At 72.5% G+C, this 17911-nt stretch carries 27 protein-coding genes; 14 read left to right on the top strand and 13 right to left on the bottom strand.

Features of this window, described 5'->3' with window-relative positions; genetic code table 11:
• Positions 1-21: 21 nt before the first annotated feature.
• Together RLT57_RS29235 and RLT57_RS29240 are read right to left on the bottom strand one after the other, a co-directional pair.
• Positions 22-330 carry a WYL domain-containing protein gene (locus RLT57_RS29235; protein ID WP_311300261.1) on the bottom strand — a complete coding sequence of 103 codons (309 nt, stop codon included), beginning with the start codon at positions 328-330 and terminating at the stop codon, positions 22-24.
• 68 nt (positions 331-398) lie between these two features.
• A complete protein-coding gene (locus RLT57_RS29240) occupies positions 399-791 on the bottom strand; it encodes a hypothetical protein (RefSeq protein WP_311300262.1) in 393 nt (130 codons plus the stop codon).
• A gap of 43 nt (positions 792-834) precedes the next feature.
• Here RLT57_RS29240 and RLT57_RS29245 point away from each other — a divergent pair, with 43 nt between their 5' ends.
• Genes RLT57_RS29245 through RLT57_RS29255 form a run of 4 tightly spaced genes read left to right on the top strand, consistent with a single transcriptional unit; the run spans position 835 to position 1997 of the window.
• Positions 835-1056 carry a prevent-host-death family protein gene (locus RLT57_RS29245; protein ID WP_311300263.1) on the top strand — a complete coding sequence of 74 codons (222 nt, stop codon included), beginning with the start codon at positions 835-837 and terminating at the stop codon, positions 1054-1056.
• Positions 1053-1598 (top strand): GIY-YIG nuclease family protein, encoded by a 546-nt coding sequence (locus RLT57_RS33610; protein WP_399129634.1) that lies wholly within the window; start codon positions 1053-1055, stop codon positions 1596-1598. Before RLT57_RS29245 ends, RLT57_RS33610 begins: the two co-directional genes overlap by 4 nt.
• Before the next feature lie 3 nt (positions 1599-1601).
• Positions 1602-1739: a hypothetical protein gene (locus RLT57_RS29250; RefSeq protein ID WP_311300264.1), complete on the top strand. Its 138-nt coding sequence runs from the start codon at positions 1602-1604 to the stop codon at positions 1737-1739.
• A gap of 3 nt (positions 1740-1742) precedes the next feature.
• Positions 1743-1997 (top strand): DUF6221 family protein, encoded by a 255-nt coding sequence (locus tag RLT57_RS29255; RefSeq protein WP_311300265.1) that lies wholly within the window; start codon positions 1743-1745, stop codon positions 1995-1997.
• Positions 1998-2375: 378 nt separating this feature from the next.
• Here RLT57_RS29255 and RLT57_RS29260 read toward each other — a convergent pair whose 3' ends face one another.
• From RLT57_RS29260 to RLT57_RS29270, 3 genes are all read right to left on the bottom strand, one after another.
• Positions 2376-3194, bottom strand: a complete 819-nt coding sequence (locus RLT57_RS29260; RefSeq protein WP_311300266.1) for a hypothetical protein — start codon at positions 3192-3194, stop codon at positions 2376-2378.
• 37 nt (positions 3195-3231) lie between these two features.
• Positions 3232-3798: a helix-turn-helix domain-containing protein gene (locus tag RLT57_RS29265; RefSeq protein WP_311300267.1), complete on the bottom strand. Its 567-nt coding sequence runs from the start codon at positions 3796-3798 to the stop codon at positions 3232-3234.
• Positions 3799-4120: 322 nt separating this feature from the next.
• Positions 4121-4429: a hypothetical protein gene (locus tag RLT57_RS29270; RefSeq protein ID WP_311300268.1), complete on the bottom strand. Its 309-nt coding sequence runs from the start codon at positions 4427-4429 to the stop codon at positions 4121-4123.
• Positions 4430-4589: 160 nt separating this feature from the next.
• On the opposite strand from RLT57_RS29270, the gene RLT57_RS29275 reads away from it, so the two are divergent.
• The 4 genes from RLT57_RS29275 to RLT57_RS29290 all read left to right on the top strand — a co-directional run bounded on the left by RLT57_RS29275 (position 4590) and on the right by RLT57_RS29290 (position 6384).
• The gene (locus tag RLT57_RS29275) at positions 4590-4898 is read left to right on the top strand and encodes a hypothetical protein (RefSeq protein ID WP_311300269.1); all 309 of its coding nucleotides are present in this window, start codon (positions 4590-4592) and stop codon (positions 4896-4898) included.
• A 76-nt stretch (positions 4899-4974) separates the two neighbouring features.
• A complete protein-coding gene (locus RLT57_RS29280; protein WP_311300270.1) occupies positions 4975-5250 on the top strand; it encodes a hypothetical protein in 276 nt (91 codons plus the stop codon).
• Positions 5251-5525: 275 nt separating this feature from the next.
• Positions 5526-5735, top strand: a complete 210-nt coding sequence (locus RLT57_RS29285) for a hypothetical protein (protein WP_311300271.1) — start codon at positions 5526-5528, stop codon at positions 5733-5735.
• Positions 5725-6384, top strand: coding sequence for a hypothetical protein (locus RLT57_RS29290; protein WP_311300272.1), 660 nt, complete (start codon positions 5725-5727; stop codon positions 6382-6384). The genes RLT57_RS29285 and RLT57_RS29290 overlap by 11 nt, the downstream gene beginning before the upstream one ends.
• Positions 6385-6522: 138 nt before the next feature.
• Here the strand turns inward: RLT57_RS29290 and RLT57_RS29295 are convergent, their stop codons facing one another.
• Positions 6523-6645 carry a hypothetical protein gene (locus tag RLT57_RS29295; protein WP_311300273.1) on the bottom strand — a complete coding sequence of 41 codons (123 nt, stop codon included), beginning with the start codon at positions 6643-6645 and terminating at the stop codon, positions 6523-6525.
• A 165-nt stretch (positions 6646-6810) separates the two neighbouring features.
• Here RLT57_RS29295 and RLT57_RS29300 point away from each other — a divergent pair, with 165 nt between their 5' ends.
• Both RLT57_RS29300 and RLT57_RS29305 read left to right on the top strand, forming a co-directional pair.
• On the top strand, positions 6811-8079 hold the full coding sequence (locus RLT57_RS29300; protein ID WP_311300274.1) for a helix-turn-helix transcriptional regulator: 1269 nt from the start codon (positions 6811-6813) through the stop codon (positions 8077-8079).
• 79 nt (positions 8080-8158) lie between these two features.
• Complete coding sequence (locus tag RLT57_RS29305) at positions 8159-8323, top strand: hypothetical protein (protein WP_311300275.1); 165 nt, start codon at positions 8159-8161, stop codon at positions 8321-8323.
• A gap of 174 nt (positions 8324-8497) precedes the next feature.
• Here RLT57_RS29305 and RLT57_RS29310 read toward each other — a convergent pair whose 3' ends face one another.
• Positions 8498-8767 (bottom strand): winged helix-turn-helix domain-containing protein, encoded by a 270-nt coding sequence (locus RLT57_RS29310; RefSeq protein ID WP_311300276.1) that lies wholly within the window; start codon positions 8765-8767, stop codon positions 8498-8500.
• A gap of 144 nt (positions 8768-8911) precedes the next feature.
• Here RLT57_RS29310 and RLT57_RS29315 point away from each other — a divergent pair, with 144 nt between their 5' ends.
• Both RLT57_RS29315 and RLT57_RS29320 read left to right on the top strand, forming a co-directional pair.
• Entirely contained in the window at positions 8912-9124 is a 213-nt protein-coding gene (locus RLT57_RS29315) for a hypothetical protein (protein ID WP_311300277.1), read from the top strand.
• Positions 9121-9549 carry a hypothetical protein gene (locus tag RLT57_RS29320; protein WP_311300278.1) on the top strand — a complete coding sequence of 143 codons (429 nt, stop codon included), beginning with the start codon at positions 9121-9123 and terminating at the stop codon, positions 9547-9549. Before RLT57_RS29315 ends, RLT57_RS29320 begins: the two co-directional genes overlap by 4 nt.
• Before the next feature lie 678 nt (positions 9550-10227).
• Here RLT57_RS29320 and RLT57_RS29325 read toward each other — a convergent pair.
• The 3 genes from RLT57_RS29325 to RLT57_RS29335 form a co-directional block, all read right to left on the bottom strand.
• Entirely contained in the window at positions 10228-11166 is a 939-nt protein-coding gene (locus tag RLT57_RS29325) for a M56 family metallopeptidase (RefSeq protein WP_311300279.1), read from the bottom strand.
• A gap of 138 nt (positions 11167-11304) precedes the next feature.
• Positions 11305-11832 (bottom strand): DUF5134 domain-containing protein, encoded by a 528-nt coding sequence (locus RLT57_RS29330; RefSeq protein WP_311300280.1) that lies wholly within the window; start codon positions 11830-11832, stop codon positions 11305-11307.
• Positions 11833-11934: 102 nt separating this feature from the next.
• Complete coding sequence (locus RLT57_RS29335; protein WP_311300281.1) at positions 11935-12918, bottom strand: DMT family transporter; 984 nt, start codon at positions 12916-12918, stop codon at positions 11935-11937.
• Between RLT57_RS29335 and RLT57_RS29340 the strand changes: the two genes are divergently transcribed.
• Both RLT57_RS29340 and RLT57_RS29345 read left to right on the top strand, forming a co-directional pair.
• Positions 12917-14350, top strand: coding sequence for a PLP-dependent aminotransferase family protein (locus RLT57_RS29340; RefSeq protein ID WP_311300282.1), 1434 nt, complete (start codon positions 12917-12919; stop codon positions 14348-14350). The genes RLT57_RS29335 and RLT57_RS29340 overlap by 2 nt on opposite strands.
• 195 nt (positions 14351-14545) lie before the next feature.
• Complete coding sequence (locus tag RLT57_RS29345) at positions 14546-15079, top strand: GNAT family N-acetyltransferase (protein ID WP_311300283.1); 534 nt, start codon at positions 14546-14548, stop codon at positions 15077-15079.
• A gap of 100 nt (positions 15080-15179) precedes the next feature.
• On the opposite strand, the gene RLT57_RS29350 is transcribed toward RLT57_RS29345, so the two are convergent.
• From RLT57_RS29350 to RLT57_RS29360, 3 genes are read right to left on the bottom strand one after another with little or no spacing between them, the layout of a single operon-like run.
• Positions 15180-16001 carry an amino acid ABC transporter ATP-binding protein gene (locus RLT57_RS29350; RefSeq protein ID WP_311300284.1) on the bottom strand — a complete coding sequence of 274 codons (822 nt, stop codon included), beginning with the start codon at positions 15999-16001 and terminating at the stop codon, positions 15180-15182.
• Entirely contained in the window at positions 15998-16882 is an 885-nt protein-coding gene (locus RLT57_RS29355) for an amino acid ABC transporter permease (protein ID WP_311300285.1), read from the bottom strand. The genes RLT57_RS29350 and RLT57_RS29355 overlap by 4 nt, the downstream gene beginning before the upstream one ends.
• Positions 16879-17799 (bottom strand): ABC transporter substrate-binding protein, encoded by a 921-nt coding sequence (locus tag RLT57_RS29360; RefSeq protein ID WP_311300286.1) that lies wholly within the window; start codon positions 17797-17799, stop codon positions 16879-16881. The genes RLT57_RS29355 and RLT57_RS29360 overlap by 4 nt, the downstream gene beginning before the upstream one ends.
• Positions 17800-17911 lie beyond the last annotated feature (112 nt).

Below are 17911 nucleotides of genomic sequence, written 5' to 3' on the forward strand. Positions count from 1 at the left end.
GGCGGTTGCGGCGAACTCGGTCTAGCCGACCTCCAGCGTCGTCATCCGGTCGGCCCGGAACGTGGTGTCCTCGCCGTCGCGGTGGTCGAACGCGCGGCAGGTGATGTTTCCGGCGGCGGTGGTGTCGAGCCGGTGGGGGGTGATGTCGCGGACGGAGGCGACGCCCTTGGAGTCGGTGTAGGCGATCCGCACGGTGGCGCCCTGGTCGATCGCGGTGAACAGGCGGACCAGGAGCGTGAACCTCGCGCCGCGGACGGCGGTGACGAGTGCCCGGCCGGCGCTCATGGCGGCGCGGATCGTGCGGCGGATGGTACGGAGCGTGCGGGCCATCGGGTCCCCCTCGGGTGGTGCGGTGTGGTGGGTGGCGGCCCGCCCCAGGGAGGGGCGGGCGGAGTGGGTCAGGAGAGGGATCCGGCGCGAGGAGCGCGGTTGGCGAGGGTGCGGGCGATCGTCCAGCCGCTGGCTTCGGCCGTCTCTCGATCCATGTGAGTGCAGTTGTCGCAGGCGTCGAGCGTGTTGGAGCCCTGCCGGGTGAACACATGAGTGGCGGGCTGGGGGCAGTTCCAGCAGCGAGTAGTGGGCATGACGGGCTCCGGGGTGGGGTTGGCGCTGGCCTTACGGGCGAGGCGGCTGAGGGCTCGGCGGGCGGCTTCGCGCTCGGTGTTTCCGGTGCGCGGGTGATTGATGAGTGCGGTGAGGTGCCGCACCTTCTGCTGCGTCTTCGTGGCCGTCATCGCCTTCATGTCCGTCTCCCTGCTCGCCGCTTCCCTGCTGATGTCTCTACTGTACATCAAGTCTTTATGTACATCAAGCCCCAATGGTAGAGTTGGCTCTATGGACACCGAGAAGGCCGATCACTCCATCGCCGAGGCACGCGCGAACCTCTCCGAACTGCTCGTCTCCACGCGCCTCTTGCGGCGGACTTACTTCTTCACCAGCAGAGGCAAGCGGCAAGCGGCGGTCGTACCCGTCGAACTGGGCGAAGCCGTCGAGAAAGCCGGCGGGGCAGACAAGGCAACGGCCATCATCAACAGCCACCTAGAGGGTGACCAATGAGGGAACGCACCGCCCTCTACCGGGTGTACGACACCAGTGACGCCTTGCTCTACGTCGGCATCTCTACCGACCCAGAGCGGCGCTGGAGCGAGCACGCAGGAGAGAAGTCGTGGTGGGAAAGAGAGGCCGTCCGGCAGACTGTCGAGTGGTACAGCACGCGCGCCGAAGCCGGTCGAGCCGAGTCCGTAGCGGTCCGCACGGAAGCACCACGCCGAAACCGAGTCGTACCGGCTGCGGACGGATCCTCCAGCTTTCGTCTCATTACTCCGCGCCCCTGTCGCACCAAGGCACCGAGGCGAGCGCCACGCCGCAAGGCAAAACTACCCAGCGGGGCGCGGGGATTCGCTGCCACCGATGACCTGTGGCAACGCTTCGGCGACGCCGTAGAAGGAAGCGCCGACGCGGAAGCCGACATGTCCAAAGTCCTGCGCGCGTTCGTCCGTTGGTACGTCCACGAGGCAGGCGCCAAGCTCCCAGACAGGCCAGTCGCCGGCCCTTGGTCGAAACCCGCCCCCGCCCCTTCCGCGACCGAGGAGAGTTGACCCATGACACTGCTGAGCCGCATCCCTGGTGACATCCGGGCGGGCCTCCGGGCGTGCCTGGACCTGCTGCTGTGGGGGCACGTCTACCCCAGCCGCTACCCGACGGGCGCGTCCGCCCCGGACATCGCAGAGGAGAGTTGAGGCATGGATCTGCTGACCTTCGTCCGCCAGAGTCTCGCCGAGGACTCCGCACTGGGTGCCGCCGAGCTGCACGCGAAGATGCGGATCATCCGAGCGTGGCCCGACCCCTTCGGCAACTGGACGGCCGAACAGGCCGAGGCGGCACGAGCCATGAAGGAGGCCGTGCTCCGCGCAATGGCGTCGGTGTACGAGGAGCACCCGGACTACCGGCCCGACCTGCCGTGGACCGCCGCATCTCAGACCGAGAAGGACCGGTGACCCCGTGATGACCTACCGCCCGTACCCGTCCCCGGTCCGCGCCCGCCACCAGGTGGAGCGGCACGTGCACGTGGTGTCCGAGCCGCGCATCATGCTGTCGCCGCCGGCCCGGCATCCCGGATCGGTGCCAGTGTTGCCCCTAGCCAGCCCCGCGCGGGTTACCTCCCCACTCCGCCGCCCTGCCGATTCCCCCGTCGGTGGGGCGGCGGCGGGTCAGGCGGCGTCGCGGGCGGCGCGGCAGGTCTCCCGGGCGATGCGGTTGCGGGGGCGATCGGGCCTGTACACGTGCTCCCCGCGGTCGCGGGGCCGAGTCCGCGCCTGCTGGTTATGGGGCGGGGACTCCCGCCTTCTTCTGGCTACCGCCGCACGGTGCGCGGGTCAGGCATGGGGGGTGTCCCGGCTGCCGCGGTGGTTCCCCCGGCCTGGGCGGGTCGCGCGTGCGGCCTCGACCAAGTCCGCCGGGTAGAGGTTCTCCCCGGTGCGGCCGGGCTGCCGTCCCTCTGCCGGGATGCCCCACCGGCGCAGCTGGCCGCCGGTGGCATCCGCACTGGACAGGCCCAGGAGCCCGGTGATGTGCGACACCGGCCACAGAGTGCGTTTGCGCTGTGCGAACGCCCGCACGGACTCCGGGCGCCATTGCGGGCGGCCTGCGGCGTACCGGTCCGGGCGCATCAGATCCGTGCGCTGCAGCGTCTGCCATCCGGTGAGGGACAGGCCGGCGCCGTACTTCCGGAGCAGGTCCATCGCCTGGTCCCGGGTCACGTACCGGTCGGCGGCGCCGGCCTGCCAGGACGGCACCCGCGGGAGACCGAGGACGCCGATCGGGTACCAGTGGGGCTCCTGCACCCGGGCCTGGTCCTCCAGCCAGCCCGTCAGCGGCACCACGGACACTGACGGGAGGATCTCCCATCGGACGGTCCGGATCGCCCGCCTGTCCGCGTTGCGGACGGGGCGGTAGGCGTCGGGCAGGCAGTGCAGGTCGGCTAGCTCGGCATTGGTGAGGTCGCACTCGAACTGGACGAGCATGGTCCCGCCGGGCACGGCGTGGGATGTGGCGTCGTGGAGGGCCTCGGTGAATGCTCGGGCGCGGGGGGTCAGTGCGTCCAGGTCTACCTCTTCGTGGTAGGCGGGGACGAGGCGGCCGTTTTCGTGTTCGTGGGCGTCGCGGCGGAACTTCACGCGGAGGATCGTGGGCACGGCGGCTCCTTCGGGTCGTGGGCGGAGGGTTCTTGGGCTACTCGTAGTAGTCGTTGAGGTAGGCGTCGTCCGCCGCGTCGGCACGGGCGTCAGCGGCTGCCGACCGGGCGAGGGCGTCGTCGATGATGCGCCGCAGGAGCGGCGCGCCCTCCAGGCGGGTGTCGTCGACGAGGTAGCAGGCGCCTTGTACGTCGGGGTGTGTCGGGTAGGTGCCCATCTCGTAGTCCAGGCCCCTGGGGCCGCCGAGGTGGCGCCCGGCCCAGTCGCGGGGGGTGTGGCCGAGGTGTACGCGCTGGCCTGTGTATTTTCCGCCGAGGGTGATCGGGGTGTCGGACTCGAAAGCGGCCCGCAGCGCGTCGGCGGGGCCGATGACGCCGAGGAGGGGGCCGGGGGTGCGGATTTCGTTGGTGAGGACGAAGGGGAGCTCGCTCACGGTGGCCTTCCGGGTTTTGAGGGCGCCGATGGTGATGCGGTGGGCGAGGGAGGCTGCGTCGATGACCCACCGGCCGGCGGTCTTGGTGGCGGCGATGACGCCACGGCGGCACCAGGTGCGGATCGTGGCGGTGGTCACGCCGGCCTGGAGCGCGGCTGCGGTCGTGTTCATCGGGTCCCTCCCTCTCGACAGCAACCATAATGCTCGACAATCGAGCAAAATGCAAGGGGCGCGGGGAACCAGCCAGGCGCTCCAGGCTGCTAGAGTGGGCACCGCAGTGAACTACTGCTCCCCGCACGGCGGGGCTGATCCCCGCGTTCAGTTCAGTCACGGTGGGTCGTTTGCAGTGCTCCCCATCCCGTGGGGCTGATCCAATGCCGGTGGCCGCGAACACCCTGCTCCCCGCACGCCGGGGGCTCCCCACCCGGTATCCCGATTCACCCCAGTGGGGTTGAGCCCCCGCCGGTATCGCACCGGCGGGGGCTTGCTGCGCCTACGCCTCCCGCGCCGCCGCGTGCAGCCCCTGCACGGTGGCGTAGTCCTCGGTGAGGCCAGCTTCTGCGATCCCCGCGTGGAGCGCTTCGGCCGCCGCGGTGACGATGCCCATGAGCCGGGTGTGCTCCTCGTCCTCCCCGGGCGTCCACACGGGGAGGGGCTGGACCTGCCACTTGGCGAGCTCCCGCACGGGGACGGCCTGCGCCCGGCGCCGGGCGTCCACCTGCTGCCGGTGCGTCTCGACCGCAGCCCACGCCGCATCGACGCGCCGCTGGAGGGCCACCAGGGACTCCGGGAGATCAGCCATACCGCCGATGCTACGGGCCGGGTGTGACAAGCCGGCCAGCGGGCGCGCACCTACCAGTGGTGGTCACTCTGCGGGCGCCCGCAAAGTGACCAAGAGGGTCCAGGCCGCTTGCGCGGAAGCCCTGAACCTCCGTGCCCTGGTGCCCTGCCACACTGGCGGCATGGGGATTCTGAGCCGCCCGTGCACCGGCCACGGGGACTGCCCGCGCTGTGACGTGACCGACCCGTGCCCCTGCTGCGGCCTGCGCTACAAGGACGGCGAGTGGGTGACCACGTCATCCCGTTTCTTCTGGTGGACCGCCTCCGGCCTGCCCTACCGGTGGCGGCCCCTCTACCTCGGGGGGTTCTGGCACGGCGACGAAAACTGCAACCGCACCATCGGCCTGAGGCTCCCCGGCGGGATGCTCTTCATCTGCCTCAACCTGCCACTACGGCAGGAACCGCACGACGACTGCCGGATACCCGCGTAGCTACGCCCCGCCGTCCCGCGCAGCTTCCTGCACCTTCCGCGCCCCGGCCGGCGCCGTTTACGGCATGATCGCGCCCATGACTTCTCTCAAATGGCGCGTCGTGCGTGAGATCGAACTCTTCGAGGCGGTCGTCCCCAATCCGGACAGTACGGCGCAGCTCCTGCCGAAGTTCCAGAACATCCGCGTCGCCTTCGACGGCGCCCTCGTCCACATCGACCCGCGCAAGGTGGGCGCACCGGACCATGACGCGAACGACCCGGAGTTCCACGTCTACGCCGTGCCCGCCAGTTCCGTGCGGGTGATCCACTACGTGGAAAAGAAGTCGGCCGGCAATGTGGCGGCTGTTGTCTGACGTCGCTGTCCGACCCGCCCGCCACCCTGCGCGTAGGCGGTGCGCGCCGCCCGAGCGGGCCAGCGGCCGGCCAAGGGTCTCCGACTCCGCGCCAGCCCCGGCCGGACGCGGCCGGGGCGTTCTGCTCTACCCGCAGTCAATCCGGCGACCGTCACCCACACGGGTAACAAAGACGTAGAAGCTGTCATGCAGGTCGCCCCACGGGCGCCCGTCCGGCACAGTGTCAGACCTATGACACACACTGATGTCACCAGCAGCCGTCTAGGAGGCAGGCGATGACCGTGACCATCAACGAGCCCCGTACAGGCGACGACGACACCGTCGTGGAACTCACCACCGAAGAATTCGAGACAGCCAAGGGCAACGCTCTCAGACGCCTCGGGTTCAGCTACGAACAGCTCGCCGAGCAGGCGCGACGGCACGACTTCGACTCGTCCCAGGCGCTCGCCGTCTGGTCGGTGATCGGCGGCCCACTTGATCAGTGACGTCTTATTCAGCAAGGCGCACGGCTTTGCGGCCGAGATCCAGACCTTGCTGACGCAGACCGTCTGCGGCCACGCACAGGTACGCGCAGCGGTCATGCCGCCGACACCAGCAGGCCGGGCGTTCGTCGTCGGCCACCAGGTGTCCAAGGCCAACGTCATCCCGTACAGGCTGCCCCTGCGCACCGGCACGAAGGCGCCACGCCTGTGGCTGGACGTGAGCTTCCGTCTCCAGATGGACGCGGAGGAGCAGTACCTGACTGTCCGCTCCTCGTTCTTCGGTGTCTTCCCCACAGAAGACGGCAAGGACGCCCTGTTCCACTACGACTACGAGCGGGACAAGCGGGACAACTACCCGGATGCCCACTTGCAGGTCGCAGGCCAGGACACCGCGATGCAGGCGCTCCTGCCGGGCAAGCCCGCCATCAAACTGCACTTCCCCGTGGGCGGCAAGCGGTTCCGGCCCTGCCTGGAAGACGTCATCGAGTTCTTGATCCGGGAGGGCCTGGCCGAGGGCAAGCCCGGCCACGAGGCGGTGCTCGAAGCCGGCCGCGAGGGCTTCCGCATCAAGCAGCTCCGGGCGGCGATGCGCCGCAGCCCTGAAGTCGTGCAGGAGTTCATAGGGGATCACCCCGGCCTCATCAAGGGCTGACCGGACCCGGAGACGCCGGGCCCCCGCCGGAGAACTCGGCGGGGGCGTTCTGCTGCCCGCCCGCTGGCCTGCAACTTCGAGGCGAACCTTAACTTCGGCCGTGATAATTTCACCGCCAGAGTTAAGGGTGCGCCCCGCCTACGCCGCCCGCTCCTCAGCTTTGACGGCCCGCGCGTACTCCGCCCACAGCCCGGCCAGCCGCTCCCGCTCCCCGGCATCCAGCGCCAGCCGGGCGGCCAGGAGGCGGATGTCCGCATTCACCACCGCCACCGCACGCGGACGCGCGTCAGCACAGGTACACGGCGGTGGGGGCATGAGGTGATCATACCGGGGCTCGGGACAACAACCCTCGCCGCCCGCACCTGCACACGAAGACGGCCCCGCCCCTACTCTGGCAGTGACGAAGCTGCAGAGAGGGGCGAAGCCATGTCCTCCGATGATACCGGTGCACCCGCGACACCCACAGAACCTGAACCGATCAGGTTCGGACAGAGACTCCAAATCCTCCGAGAGCGCCGAGGTATGACCCGCGAAGTGCTGGCCGGCCTCGTCGGCAAAAGTACCGAGACCATCCGCGCCATCGAGAAGGGGCGGCACAAGGCGCCCGGCCTGGACATGGTCCTCGCGCTGGCCGAAGCACTCAGGGTCCGAGACCTGACCGATCTGGTCGGGACCCATACCGGCCGGCCGGCTGTTGGCCTGTTCGCCGGCCCCGGCCATGCCCGGCTTCCCGAAGTCCGTGACGCGATCAACTCCCTGTCGCTGACGACCCGCCACGAAGCGCCGCCTGCCGCGCACCTTCAAGCCCGGCTTGGCCGCGCATGGTCGGCCAGGCATTCCTCCCCTGATCATCGCGAGGTCATCGGGCGCCTCCTCCCCGACCTGATCCGAGACGCGCAACTCGCAGTCCGCCAAGCCGAGGCCGCCGTCGACCGGCGCGCGGCGCAGGCCGTGCTTTCGGAGGTGTACTCACTGTCGCAGTTCTTCATCGCCTATCAGGCCGATGCTGCTGAGCTGCTGTGGCGGGTTGCTGAGCGGGGAATGGTTGCCGCCCAGGAGGCGGAGGACCCGCACGCCATTGGCGTGGCCGCATGGCTGGCTGCACAGGCCCACCGCGACTCCGGACCGGGCCACTACGACGCGGCCGACGCTGTCACCCTGGAGGTGTTGCAGTATCTCGAACCGCTGCTGCCGGATGCGACCACCCCGGTCCTCGCCATTGCCGGCGCCTTGCGGTTCGAGGCCGGGTACACCGCGGCGCGGCGCGGCGACACCGGCACCGCGTGGGCGTACTGGGACCAGGCGAGGACGGTCGCTGATCGGCTGCCTGCCGACTACTACCACCCCGCCACTTCCTTTTCGCGCGCCATCATGGGCGCCCATGCGACGACAGTGGCAGTCGAGTTGCACGCGGGCGGTGAGGCGGCGAGGCAGGCTGTCCGTGCAGAGGCCGCCGTCATCCCGTCCCGGCCCCGGCGGGCTAGGCACAGGATCGAGCAGGCCCGGGCGTGGCAGTTGGACGGGCAACCTGACGTGGCACTGGCGACCCTCGCCCAGGCGCATGAAGCGGCTCCCGAGACGATCCGCTACAACGGCTACGCGAGGAAGATCCTCCTGGAGGAAACTGAGTCGACTGTCGCGGCGCGGCGAGAGCGGGCCGCCCGGCTCGCGGTCAAGATCGGACTGCTGTCCTGACGGGGTGGTAGAAAACCTACCAGCGGTGCCGTGATGGGGCTCTTACTGTCGTTGAGCAGGCCAACGACCAGGGAGAGACATGACGGACACTGCTCAGCCCTTACCGGTCGGCACCAACCGCGCTGCCGTCGTGGCGCCTGGCGGCGCCACGATGGCCGGTATCGGACGCGCGACCGACGAGGTCCCGCCCCCGTTCACCCCTCGCTGCCCGGACGACTGCTGGTGCCACGGGCGGTCGGCGTGACGCGCTGGTGCGGCGTCCACCGGGGAGGCGTCGCGGACGGTGAGGCGCAGGTCGTCGGGATCGCCGAGACCGGCTCGGGTCCCGGACTGCCGCGGTACGCGTGCTGGGAGTGCATCCGCCGTGAGGGTCTCATCCCCCTGACGACCCGGACTGCCGGGCGGCACGGCGCGGGGACTACCCCTGCGGCGGCGCGGGGTGGTCCGCGGTGAACGTCCCCCGCTGGGGGACCACGACGACGGTGCCGTCGTCGCGCAGTACCGCGATGGCCCGGCGGACCGTGGTCCGGGCCAGCCCGTACTCCTGTACCAGGTCCGTCTCGGACGCGATGCGCCGTCCGGGTGCCCAGTCGCCGCGGGCGATGCGCGCCCGGAGGATGTCGGCGAGCTGCCGGTAGGGCGTCACCGGACCATCGTGATCAATCTGGGCATCGGGATCAATCGCCATGATCACGACGCTACGCAGCGCACCACGAACCGCATCCTGGGACTACGTAGCTGTACGTAGCGATACGAGTGGATACATTGACCAAGCAGAAACCCCCGCGGCCTGGCAGGGCCCGGGGGATTGGACGACCGAGAAGGGGTCATCGTGGGCGACAGTACAACAGATGCAGCCACCGGCCAGGCGGCGCCGCACCCGGGCCTGACGCTGCGCGTCTACACCGTGGACGCGGCCACCGGCGCGCGCACCAGCGGGCGCCCGAAGACGGCCGTCACCCCAGGCCCCACCGACCCGCCCTTGGCGATCTCCATCTGGCCGCCCTGCCGGTGCGACCGCTGCCGGCCGGAGGACCACCGGTGACCGGCGGCCACTACCTGGACACAGGCGCCGGACCGCGCAGCCTGGACCCGGTCACCCCCGAGCCGCCCACGGTCACCGATTTACGGGACGCCTACCTGGGCCACCTGCGGGAGTGCCCCACCTGCCTCGCCGGGTACCAGTGCGTGGACGCGGCCAGGTTGCGGCGGGCCTATCAGGAGACCGGGCAGGCCCCGTGGACAGGCCACCGGGACCGGCCGCCGGAATCCCCGCACCGGCCGGTCCCCGCGCCGGACGACCGCCCCGCCGGGCCGCCCAGCACCGCCACGACCGGCCGGCCCTGCGCCCGCTGCCAGCAGCCACTGCTGCGCGGCCAGGCACAGGAGGTGCACGTCGACCAGGCCACCGGCGCCAGCCTCCTCTACGTACACCGGGGCGGCTGCGCCGACACGAATCGGCGGCACTGACGCGTCGCGCCGCAAATCCCGTCCACAGGGTGGACGTTTCCGGCGGCAATGGGCAGTGTGGGAGCGTGGCCACGGCGGCCGGGCTCCGCGAGATGAGCAGGCCACCCCCAACAACCGCTCGACCCGCGCAACCGGCCCCGCGGCAGCCCGACGCCGCGAGGCTAGGATGCGTGTGCCAGATTCGAACGCATGTTCACTCGAATGAGTGAATGCCCACGTCAAAAGCAACTCGTTGGACTGGGTAAGAGTCAAACCACATGAACGTGCCGGGCGTCCCAGATGGCAGTGACCCCCCTCGGGGTTCCCGGCACCGAGCGCGCCCCGCCCAAACAGATTGGGCGGGGCGCGTGCTTACCTGGGGCTTGTCAGCCGGGAGTTGGGAGATTTCTGGGCGACGATCTTGCCGCCCGAACCCGGCTCAACCCAGTTCAACACCCGGCGAACACGCCTGCTGTCGGGGGCAAATCCCCAGCTCAGCCCAGTCCCGACCCGCCGAACACCCCCACCTCACACGGACCCGGCGACGCGGGGGATCGTCGGGTCCGGCGTCCGTCTGCCGTGCCGCGCGGGCACGGCCTCGGCGCGGAGCGTCCCACGGCATCCGGCATCCGGCATCCGGCACCGCACGACCGCGCCGGTCCGATCGTCCGCGCCTCGATACCCATTGCGGTCGCCGGATCAGGTCAGCGCGTGCAGGCCGGGGCCGAAGGCGATCAGCAGCGGTACCGCGGGCGCCAGCAGCGCCAGCGCCGTGACCCGCAGCCTGCGCCCCACCGTCAGCCGGGGCGCCGGGTCCAGCAGCCGGTTGACCCGACCCGGCAGTGCGCCCGGCGACGCCGGGCCGGGCCCGAACACCCCGCGCCCCTCGTTGAGTTCCACCAGCGCCAGCGCCGTGGTCAGCCGGCCGAAGCGGCGCGAGGCGGTGTCGTCCGCCGCCAGCTCCACCAGGTGGTGCACCTGGTCGCGGAAGGCGGCGAAGACCGGCACCTGCGGGAAGCCGCCGGCCAGTGCGCCCGCGCAGTGCAGCAGCACGTCGTGGCGGGCGCGGGCGTGGCCCTGCTCGTGGGCCAGCACCGCGTCCAGGCTGCGGCCCTTCAGACGGCGCAGCGCGGCCGTGGTGATCACCAGCTGTGGTTCGGCGCCGGACAGCCACCACGCGTCGGAGCGCGCGTCCTCCAGGACGACCAGCCGCTCGCCGGGCGGCACCTGCTCGTCGGGCAGCCGGGGCGCGCGGGTCCGCAGCTCGCCCCGCCGCCGTCGGCGGCGGGCGCGGGCGCGCCGCACCTCCCGGGTGAGCATCGTCGCCGTCCACACACCGCCGAGCGCGAGCGTGATGGCCAGCGTCCCGGACCAGCCGCCGTACGCGGACAGGCCGTAGGCGCTCTCCACACCGCGCGGCGCGAAGGCGAAGACGTGTCCGCGGACCGCGGCCCAGGCGGCCGAGGCGGTCAGTGCCATGGCCAGCACGCAGCACAGCAGTACCGCGGCGACCACGCACTGCCAGACCCACAGGGCCAGCACCGGTTCGCGCTCCGGCCAGTCGGCACGGGAGAGCAGACGCGGCGCCGTAGCCGCCGCAAGTGCGCCGAGGACCAGCAGCACGAACGGGACCGTCATGCGGATCACCCTAGGAGCCGCCGGGGACGCCGTGGTACGACACCGGACCCGATGTGACGTACGACTCACATCACGTGTCGGCGCGGCTGTCGGCGCGGTCCGGCCCCGGCGTCCGGCGGGCCGCCGGAAGGGCACGTGTCACAGGGCCAGCAGCATGGCGAGCATCCCCAGCGCCATCGACACCCGGCAGGCCAGAGCCACCTCGGGCGCGTACCGCAGCCGCACGGCGGCCGATGGCCCGGACGGCGCCGTCGGGCCGGCCGGGCCGGGTACCAGGGCCATACCGGTCCGCAGGACGTACCAGGCGAAGTACACCAGCAGCGCGCCCGTGAGCAGTGGGACCCCCGCGCCCAGGTGGGCGGCGTGGCCGGTGTGCCCCGCCGCCATCGCCACCGCCATGTAGACCATCGCCGCCGAGCACACCGCGTGGTGCAGCCGGTGGGCGGCCCGGGTGACCAGCGAGTGCAGCCCGGCGAGCGCGAAGACCGGGGCCAGCACCGCGGCGCCCCAGGGGCCGGGGTCGAAGACGGTCAGCGGCACCGCCATCACGGCCATGCCGGCACTGGTCGCCGCCTCCGCCCCGGCCTCCCGGCGCAGCAGGCACGATCCGGTGACCGCGAGGCCGAGCCCGACGAGCAGCCACGCGACCAGCGGTGTCCCGTGCATCGGTGCCCCTCCCCTCGCCCACCGCTCCCGGCGCGGTCGCCCGCGACGTGCGATCCGGGAGAGGCTGCCCGGCGGGGTGGACGCGCACCCAGGCGTGCGGAGTCACTCGGGGGAGTGCACCGGCCGTCCGCGCGACCCGGCGGTCGCCTCCACCGGGGTGTGCCCCGCCGCGGCCCGCCCGGCCCGGCGGGCTCCCGCCCCCGAGCGCTGGGTGACCGCCACGCACACCAGCACCGCCACCGCGGCCGGCCAGGTGGCCGCCCCCAGGCTCTCACCGAGCAGCGCCGCGGACCACACCAGCGTCAGTACCGGCTGCGCCAGTTGGAGCTGGCTCGCCCTGGCCACCCCGACCGCGGCCATGCCCCGGTACCAGACCAGCAGCCCCAGGAACTGCGACACCAGCGCCACCCACACCAGGCCGCCCACCGACTCGCCGGTCAGCCGCACCGGCTCCACCGCCACCGCGACCACCGCCGCGGGCAGCGTCAGCGGCAGCGCGCCGATCAGCGCCCAGCCCACCACCTGCCACCCCGGCAGCAGCGCCGCCAGCCGCCCGCCCTCCACATAGCCGGCCGCGCACACCAGCAGCGCGACGAACAGGTACCCGTCCCCGGCGGTCGGGGTCCCGCCGCTCTCGCCGACCGAGAAGCCGACCACCACGGCGGCGCCGGCCACCGCCGCGGCCCAGAACGTACGGGAGGGGCGCGCGCCGGTCCGCAGCGCGCCCAGCGCCGCGGTGCACAGCGGCAGCGCCCCGACCACGACCGCCGCGTGCGAGGTGTCGGTGGTCCGCAGCGCGAGCGTGGTGAGCAGCGGGTACCCGAGCACCACTCCGCAGGCGACCACCGCCAGACCCGGCCAGTGCGCCCGGTCCGGCACCGGCGCCCGGCCGGCGAGGAGGAAGGCGCCGGCGACCGCCGCGGCCAGCACCGCCCGCAGCGTCACCGAGGACCAGGGGCCGAAGCCGCTCAGCGCCCAGTGGGTGGCGGGGAAGGTCAGCGAGAAGGCGGCGACACCCAGGCAGGCCAGGACGGTACCGCCCACCGCTATCCGCTCTCCGGGAGTAGCGCTATCTTTGTTCTTCATGAACGACGATAGCAGTGCGGCCGTCGTTGCCGATTCGCTGCGCAAGGAGCTGAACCGCTTCCCTGCGGGGGCGCGGCTGCCGTCGAGCCGCACCCTCGTCGAGCGCTTCGGGGTCAGCCCGGTGACGGTCTCCCGGGCGCTGGCCGCACTCGCCGCCGAGGGACTGGTCGTCACCCGGCCGGGCGCCGGCACCTACCGGGCGGCCGAGGACGCGGGCCGGCCGCGTACCGTCGACACCTCCTGGCAGCAGGTCGCGCTCACCGCCGAGGACCCCGACGCGGCCCCCCGGGTGGTGGACGCCGCCGGGGTGCTGGCGACGCTGGCCCCGCCGCCGCCCGGCGTCATCGCCTTCACCGGCGGCTACCTGCACCCCACCCTCCAACCCGAGCGGGCGCTCGGCGCGGCCCTGGCGCGGGCCGCCCGCCGGCCCGGGGCGTGGGAGCGGCCCCCTGTCGAGGGCCTGACCGCGCTGCGCGCCTGGTTCGGCCGGGAGGCCGGCGTCGGGCCCGCCCAGGTGCTGATCACCGCGGGCGGCCAGGCGGCGCTCACCACCGCGCTGCGGGCGCTGGCCCCTCCCGGCGGGGCCGTCCTGGTCGAGTCGCCCACCTACCCGGGGGCGCTCGCGGTCGCCCGCGCCGCCGGACTGCGGCCGGTGCCCGTGCCGGTCGACGCCGAAGGGGTACGCCCCGACCTGCTCGCCGACGCCTTCGCCGCCAGCGGCGCCCGGGTCTTCTTCTGCCAGCCGCTGTTCCAGAACCCGACCGGCGCGGTGCTCGCCGCGGGGCGCCGCCGCCAGGTGCTCGACATCGCCCGCGCGGCCGGCGCCTTCGTGGTCGAGGACGACTTCGCCCGCCGGCTCGGCCACGGCGGGCCGCTGCCGTCGCCGCTGATCGCCGACGACCCGTACGGCACGGTGGTGCACGTCGCCTCCCTCACCAAGCCCACCTCGCCGAGCCTGCGGGTCGGCGCCCTGATCGCCCGCGGGCCGGTGGTCGAGCGGCTGCGCGCCATCCAGGTGGTGGACAGCTTCTTCGTGCCGAGGCCGCTCCAGGAGGCGACCCTCGAACTCGTCGGCGCGCCCGCCTGGCCGCGGCATCTGCGCGCGGTCGCCGCGGCCCTGCGGGAGCGCCGGGAGGCCATGCTGGCCGCGCTGCGCCACCGGTCGCCCGCGCTCGTCCCCGCCGCGGCCCCGGCCGGCGGCCACCACCTGTGGCTGCGGCTGCCCGACGGCGCCGACGAGACCGCTCTGGCGGCGGGCGCGCTGCGGGCCGGGGTGGCGCTGGCCCCGGGACGCCCGTACTTCCCCGCCGAGTCGCCGGCCCCCTTCGTCCGCGTCACCTTCGCCGACACCTCGGGGCCCGAGGAGATCACCGAGGGGGTCCGCCGGCTCGCGCTCGCCCTGGCTGGCGAGAGTGTCGGACGGCTCGGTTAAGGGCTTCGGACGGCTTGGCCAAGGTCTGCCGTGCGGATCCGTCGGCGTCCCGGGCCCCGGCCCGCACGCCTGCCGCGCTCCCGCCGGTCGGCGGCACACCATGCCGCCTCCCTCCTCCGCCGAGCAGCCGCAACGCACCGGGCCCCGTCCCGCCACCCACGCGGATCCGCAACGACAGGCCCTAGTCTTTCCCCCATGGACACCGCCCAGCTCACCTTCCGCGCCGCCGCTCCCGAGGACGCCCCGGCTCTCGTCGCGCTGATCGAGTCCGCCTACCGCGGGGACTCCAGCCGGGCCGGCTGGACCACGGAGGCAAGCCTCCTGGGCGGCCGCAGGACCGACGAGGAGGGCGTGCTCGCCGTCATCGCCAAGCCCGGCGGCCGGCTGATCGCGGTGGAGAGCGGCGGCGAACTGGTCGCCTGCTGCCAGCTCGAACACCGCGGGGAGCACGCCTACTTCGGCATGTTCGCGGTGCGGCCCGCCCTGCAGGGCGCGGGCCTGGGCAAGGCCGTCATCGCCGAGGCCGAGCAGATGGCCCGCGACGAGTGGAAGGTCGCCGAGATGCACATGACGGTGATTTCGGTCCGCGAGGAACTGATCGCCTGGTACGTCCGCCGCGGCTACGCCCGCACCGGGCGGATGAGTGCCTTCCCGTACGGGGACGAGCGGTTCGGGCTGCCGGTCCGCGACGACCTGGAGTTCGAGCTGCTCACCAAGAAGCTCACCTGACGCCGGCGGTGGCGGCGCCGGCACCGGGTTTCCCCCCGGCCCGCCACGGCCGCGCCCGCCGGCCGGCCCCCGCGTCCGCGGTGCCGGCCGGCGGGCGCCGTCAGAGCCGCCCCGACTCGGTGATCCGCCGCAGGAACTCCCTGGTGCGCTCCCGCGCGGGCGCCCCGAAGACCTCGGCGGGGGTGCCGCGCTCCAGGATCACCCCGCCGTCCAGGAAGCACACCTGGTCGGCGACCTCGCGGGCGAACGCCATTTCATGGGTGGCGATCACCATCGTCATGCCCTGCTCCTTGAGGTCCCGCACCACCGCCAGCACCTCGCCGACCAGCTCGGGGTCGAGCGCCGCGGTGATCTCGTCCAGCAGCAGCAGACGCGGCCGGGTGGCCACCGCCCGCAGCAGCGCCACCCGTTGCTGCTGACCGCCGCTGAGCCGGTCCGGGTACTCCTCGGCCCGGTCGGCGAGTCCCAGCCGGGACAGCAGCTCGCGGGCCTCCCGCTCGGCCGCCGCCCGCGGAGTGCGGTGCACCCGGCGCGGCGCGAGCGTGATGTTGTCCAGCACCGTCATGTGCGGGAAGAGGTTGTACGCCTGGAAGACCACGCCGATCCGGCGCCGTACCGCGTCCTGGTCGGCGCGCGGGTCGGTGATCTCCTCGCCGTCGAGGAAGACCGCCCCGTCGTCGACGTCCTCCAGCAGGTTCACACAGCGCAGCAGCGTCGACTTGCCGGAGCCGGATGCGCCGATGAGCGCGGTGACGCTGTGCGCGGGCACCTCCAGGTCGACGTCCGCCAGCACCACCGTGGAGCCGTACGCCTTGCGGACCGCGTCGAGCCGCAGCACCGGCTTGCCGCCGGGCCCCGGGGACGCCTCCCGCGCCGGCCGGTTTGCCGCCCGCGGGTCCGCGGCCCGCTCGTCCGCACTCATACCGCGCCCGCCTGGGACTGCCGCCGGTTCATGCGCGCCGACACCCAGTCGGTGAACCGCGTCATAGGGATGGTGATCGCGACGAAGATCAGCCCCGCCAGCATGTACGGCGTGTAGTTGAACTTCTGGCTGGCGATGATCTGCGCCGCGTAGACCGCGTCCACGGCGCCGCCGATCGACACCAGCCCGGTGTCCTTCTGCAGCGACACCAGGTCGTTGAGCAGCGGCGGAACCACCCGGCGTACCGCCTGCGGCAGCACCACGTAGCGCATCGCCTGCGCGTTGCTCAGGCCCAGCGAACGGGCCGCGGCGCGCTGGCTCGGGTGCACGCTCTCGATGCCCGCCCTGAACACCTCGGCCACATAGGCGGTGTAGGTCAGGCACAGCGCGAAGCCGCCGAGCAGGACGGGGTCGTTGGTGACCCCGCTCAGCCGCAGCGCGGGGATGCCGAAGACGGAGATCAGGATGCAGATGATCAGCGGCAGCCCGCGGAAGAAGTCCACGTACGCGGTGGCCAGCGCGCGCAGCGGGAAGAACACCGGCCCGCGCAGCGTCCGCAGCAGCGCTGTCAGCAGCCCGGCGACCAGCACGACGGCCCCGCACACCGCCAGCAGCCGCACGTTCAGCCACAGGCCCTGCATGACGTCGGGGAAGGCGGCCCGGAAGTAGTGCGGGTCGAAGAAGGTCTCCCGGGTGCGCTGCCAGCCGGGCGAGTTCACGATCACGGCGTAGAGCACGCCCGCGGTCACCGACGTGCTGACCGCGGCCACGCCGAACGCGCGGCGGGTCCGGGCGCGGCGGTGCCGCTCGCGCTCGATCCGCCGCGCCGACGGCCGGTAGCCGTCGGCCGCGGGCGCCTCGGGCTCGTCCCTGACGGTCACTTCAGTACCGGCGCGCCGACCGCGTCGGACAGCCACTGCTTCTCCAGCGCGGCGAGCGTCCCGTCCGCGCGCAGCGAGGTGACCGCCTGGGACACGCAGGAGGTGAGCTTGCTGCCCTTGTCGAGCACCAGCCCGAACTGCTCGGGCGTGCCGCCGGTGTCCGCGAACTGGCCGACCACCTTGGCGTCGGTGACCTCGGCGCCGGTGATGTAGAACGCGGTCGGCAGGTCCACCACGATGCCGTCGACCTGGCCGTTCTTCAGCGCGGCCACCGCGAGGTCGTTGCGCTGGAAGACCGCGGGCTGCTTGCCCGGCCTGACCACGTTCTTGATCACGTCGAGGCTGGTGGTGCCCACCTGGGCGCCCAGCTTGGCGTCCTTGAGGTCGGCCAGCGAGTGCGCCCCGAAGATCTTCGAGCCTTTGGCGGCGATGACGGCCTGCCGCACGTCGTAGTAGCCGGGCGAGAAGTCCACGGCCTTGGCACGGTCGGCGCTGATGGAGACCTGGTTGACGTCGAAGTCGAAGTCCTTGGCGCCCGGCGCGAAAGCGCTGTTGAACGGCACCTTCCGCCACACCACCTGGTCCTGGGCGAAGCCGAGCTGCTTGGCCACCGCGTAGGCGACCGCCGACTCGTACCCCTTGCCGTTGGACGGCGTGTTGTCGGAGAACCACGGGTCGTAGGCCGGGTTGTCGGTGCCGACGGTGAGCTTGCCGGGGGAGCGGGTGGGCAGTGAGCCCGGCGCGCAGGCCGCGGCGGTGGCGGCCGTGGACGCGGCGCCCGTCGCGGGCGGGGCGGAGGACGGCGCCGACGAGGCGTCGTCGTCCTGCGGCGAGCAGCCGGCCAGGGCCAGCGTGATCAGGGCGGCGGCGCCGAGGACGGCCGCGCGGGGCGGGGACAACCGGAAGGCAGGACGCATGGCGGGACCTTGACACCGCCAGGGCTCCGCTGTCCACGGGATCCGAGCGGTTGTCCGCATGCCGGACCTTTGTGTCCGCGATGTTGCCGCCGCGGTTACCTGTCGGCGGTTG

Origin of the sequence: Streptomyces sp. ITFR-21, from assembly GCF_031844685.1 — a bacterium.
GTDB lineage: Bacteria > Actinomycetota > Actinomycetes > Streptomycetales > Streptomycetaceae > Actinacidiphila.

Coding starts and splice junctions, on each gene's coding strand:
- RLT57_RS29235 (WP_311300261.1), bottom strand. CDS start 330: ATGGCCCGCACGCTCCGTACCATCCGCCGCACGATCCGCGCCGCCATG.
- RLT57_RS29240 (WP_311300262.1), bottom strand. CDS start 791: ATGTACAGTAGAGACATCAGCAGGGAAGCGGCGAGCAGGGAGACGGAC.
- RLT57_RS29245 (WP_311300263.1), top strand. CDS start 835: ATGGACACCGAGAAGGCCGATCACTCCATCGCCGAGGCACGCGCGAAC.
- RLT57_RS33610 (WP_399129634.1), top strand. CDS start 1,053: ATGAGGGAACGCACCGCCCTCTACCGGGTGTACGACACCAGTGACGCC.
- RLT57_RS29250 (WP_311300264.1), top strand. CDS start 1,602: ATGACACTGCTGAGCCGCATCCCTGGTGACATCCGGGCGGGCCTCCGG.
- RLT57_RS29255 (WP_311300265.1), top strand. CDS start 1,743: ATGGATCTGCTGACCTTCGTCCGCCAGAGTCTCGCCGAGGACTCCGCA.
- RLT57_RS29265 (WP_311300267.1), bottom strand. CDS start 3,798: ATGAACACGACCGCAGCCGCGCTCCAGGCCGGCGTGACCACCGCCACG.
- RLT57_RS29270 (WP_311300268.1), bottom strand. CDS start 4,429: ATGGCTGATCTCCCGGAGTCCCTGGTGGCCCTCCAGCGGCGCGTCGAT.
- RLT57_RS29275 (WP_311300269.1), top strand. CDS start 4,590: ATGGGGATTCTGAGCCGCCCGTGCACCGGCCACGGGGACTGCCCGCGC.
- RLT57_RS29280 (WP_311300270.1), top strand. CDS start 4,975: ATGACTTCTCTCAAATGGCGCGTCGTGCGTGAGATCGAACTCTTCGAG.
- RLT57_RS29285 (WP_311300271.1), top strand. CDS start 5,526: ATGACCGTGACCATCAACGAGCCCCGTACAGGCGACGACGACACCGTC.
- RLT57_RS29300 (WP_311300274.1), top strand. CDS start 6,811: ATGTCCTCCGATGATACCGGTGCACCCGCGACACCCACAGAACCTGAA.
- RLT57_RS29305 (WP_311300275.1), top strand. CDS start 8,159: ATGACGGACACTGCTCAGCCCTTACCGGTCGGCACCAACCGCGCTGCC.
- RLT57_RS29310 (WP_311300276.1), bottom strand. CDS start 8,767: ATGGCGATTGATCCCGATGCCCAGATTGATCACGATGGTCCGGTGACG.
- RLT57_RS29325 (WP_311300279.1), bottom strand. CDS start 11,166: ATGACGGTCCCGTTCGTGCTGCTGGTCCTCGGCGCACTTGCGGCGGCT.
- RLT57_RS29330 (WP_311300280.1), bottom strand. CDS start 11,832: ATGCACGGGACACCGCTGGTCGCGTGGCTGCTCGTCGGGCTCGGCCTC.
- RLT57_RS29340 (WP_311300282.1), top strand. CDS start 12,917: ATGAACGACGATAGCAGTGCGGCCGTCGTTGCCGATTCGCTGCGCAAG.
- RLT57_RS29335 (WP_311300281.1), bottom strand. CDS start 12,918: ATGAAGAACAAAGATAGCGCTACTCCCGGAGAGCGGATAGCGGTGGGC.
- RLT57_RS29345 (WP_311300283.1), top strand. CDS start 14,546: ATGGACACCGCCCAGCTCACCTTCCGCGCCGCCGCTCCCGAGGACGCC.
- RLT57_RS29350 (WP_311300284.1), bottom strand. CDS start 16,001: ATGAGTGCGGACGAGCGGGCCGCGGACCCGCGGGCGGCAAACCGGCCG.
- RLT57_RS29360 (WP_311300286.1), bottom strand. CDS start 17,799: ATGCGTCCTGCCTTCCGGTTGTCCCCGCCCCGCGCGGCCGTCCTCGGC.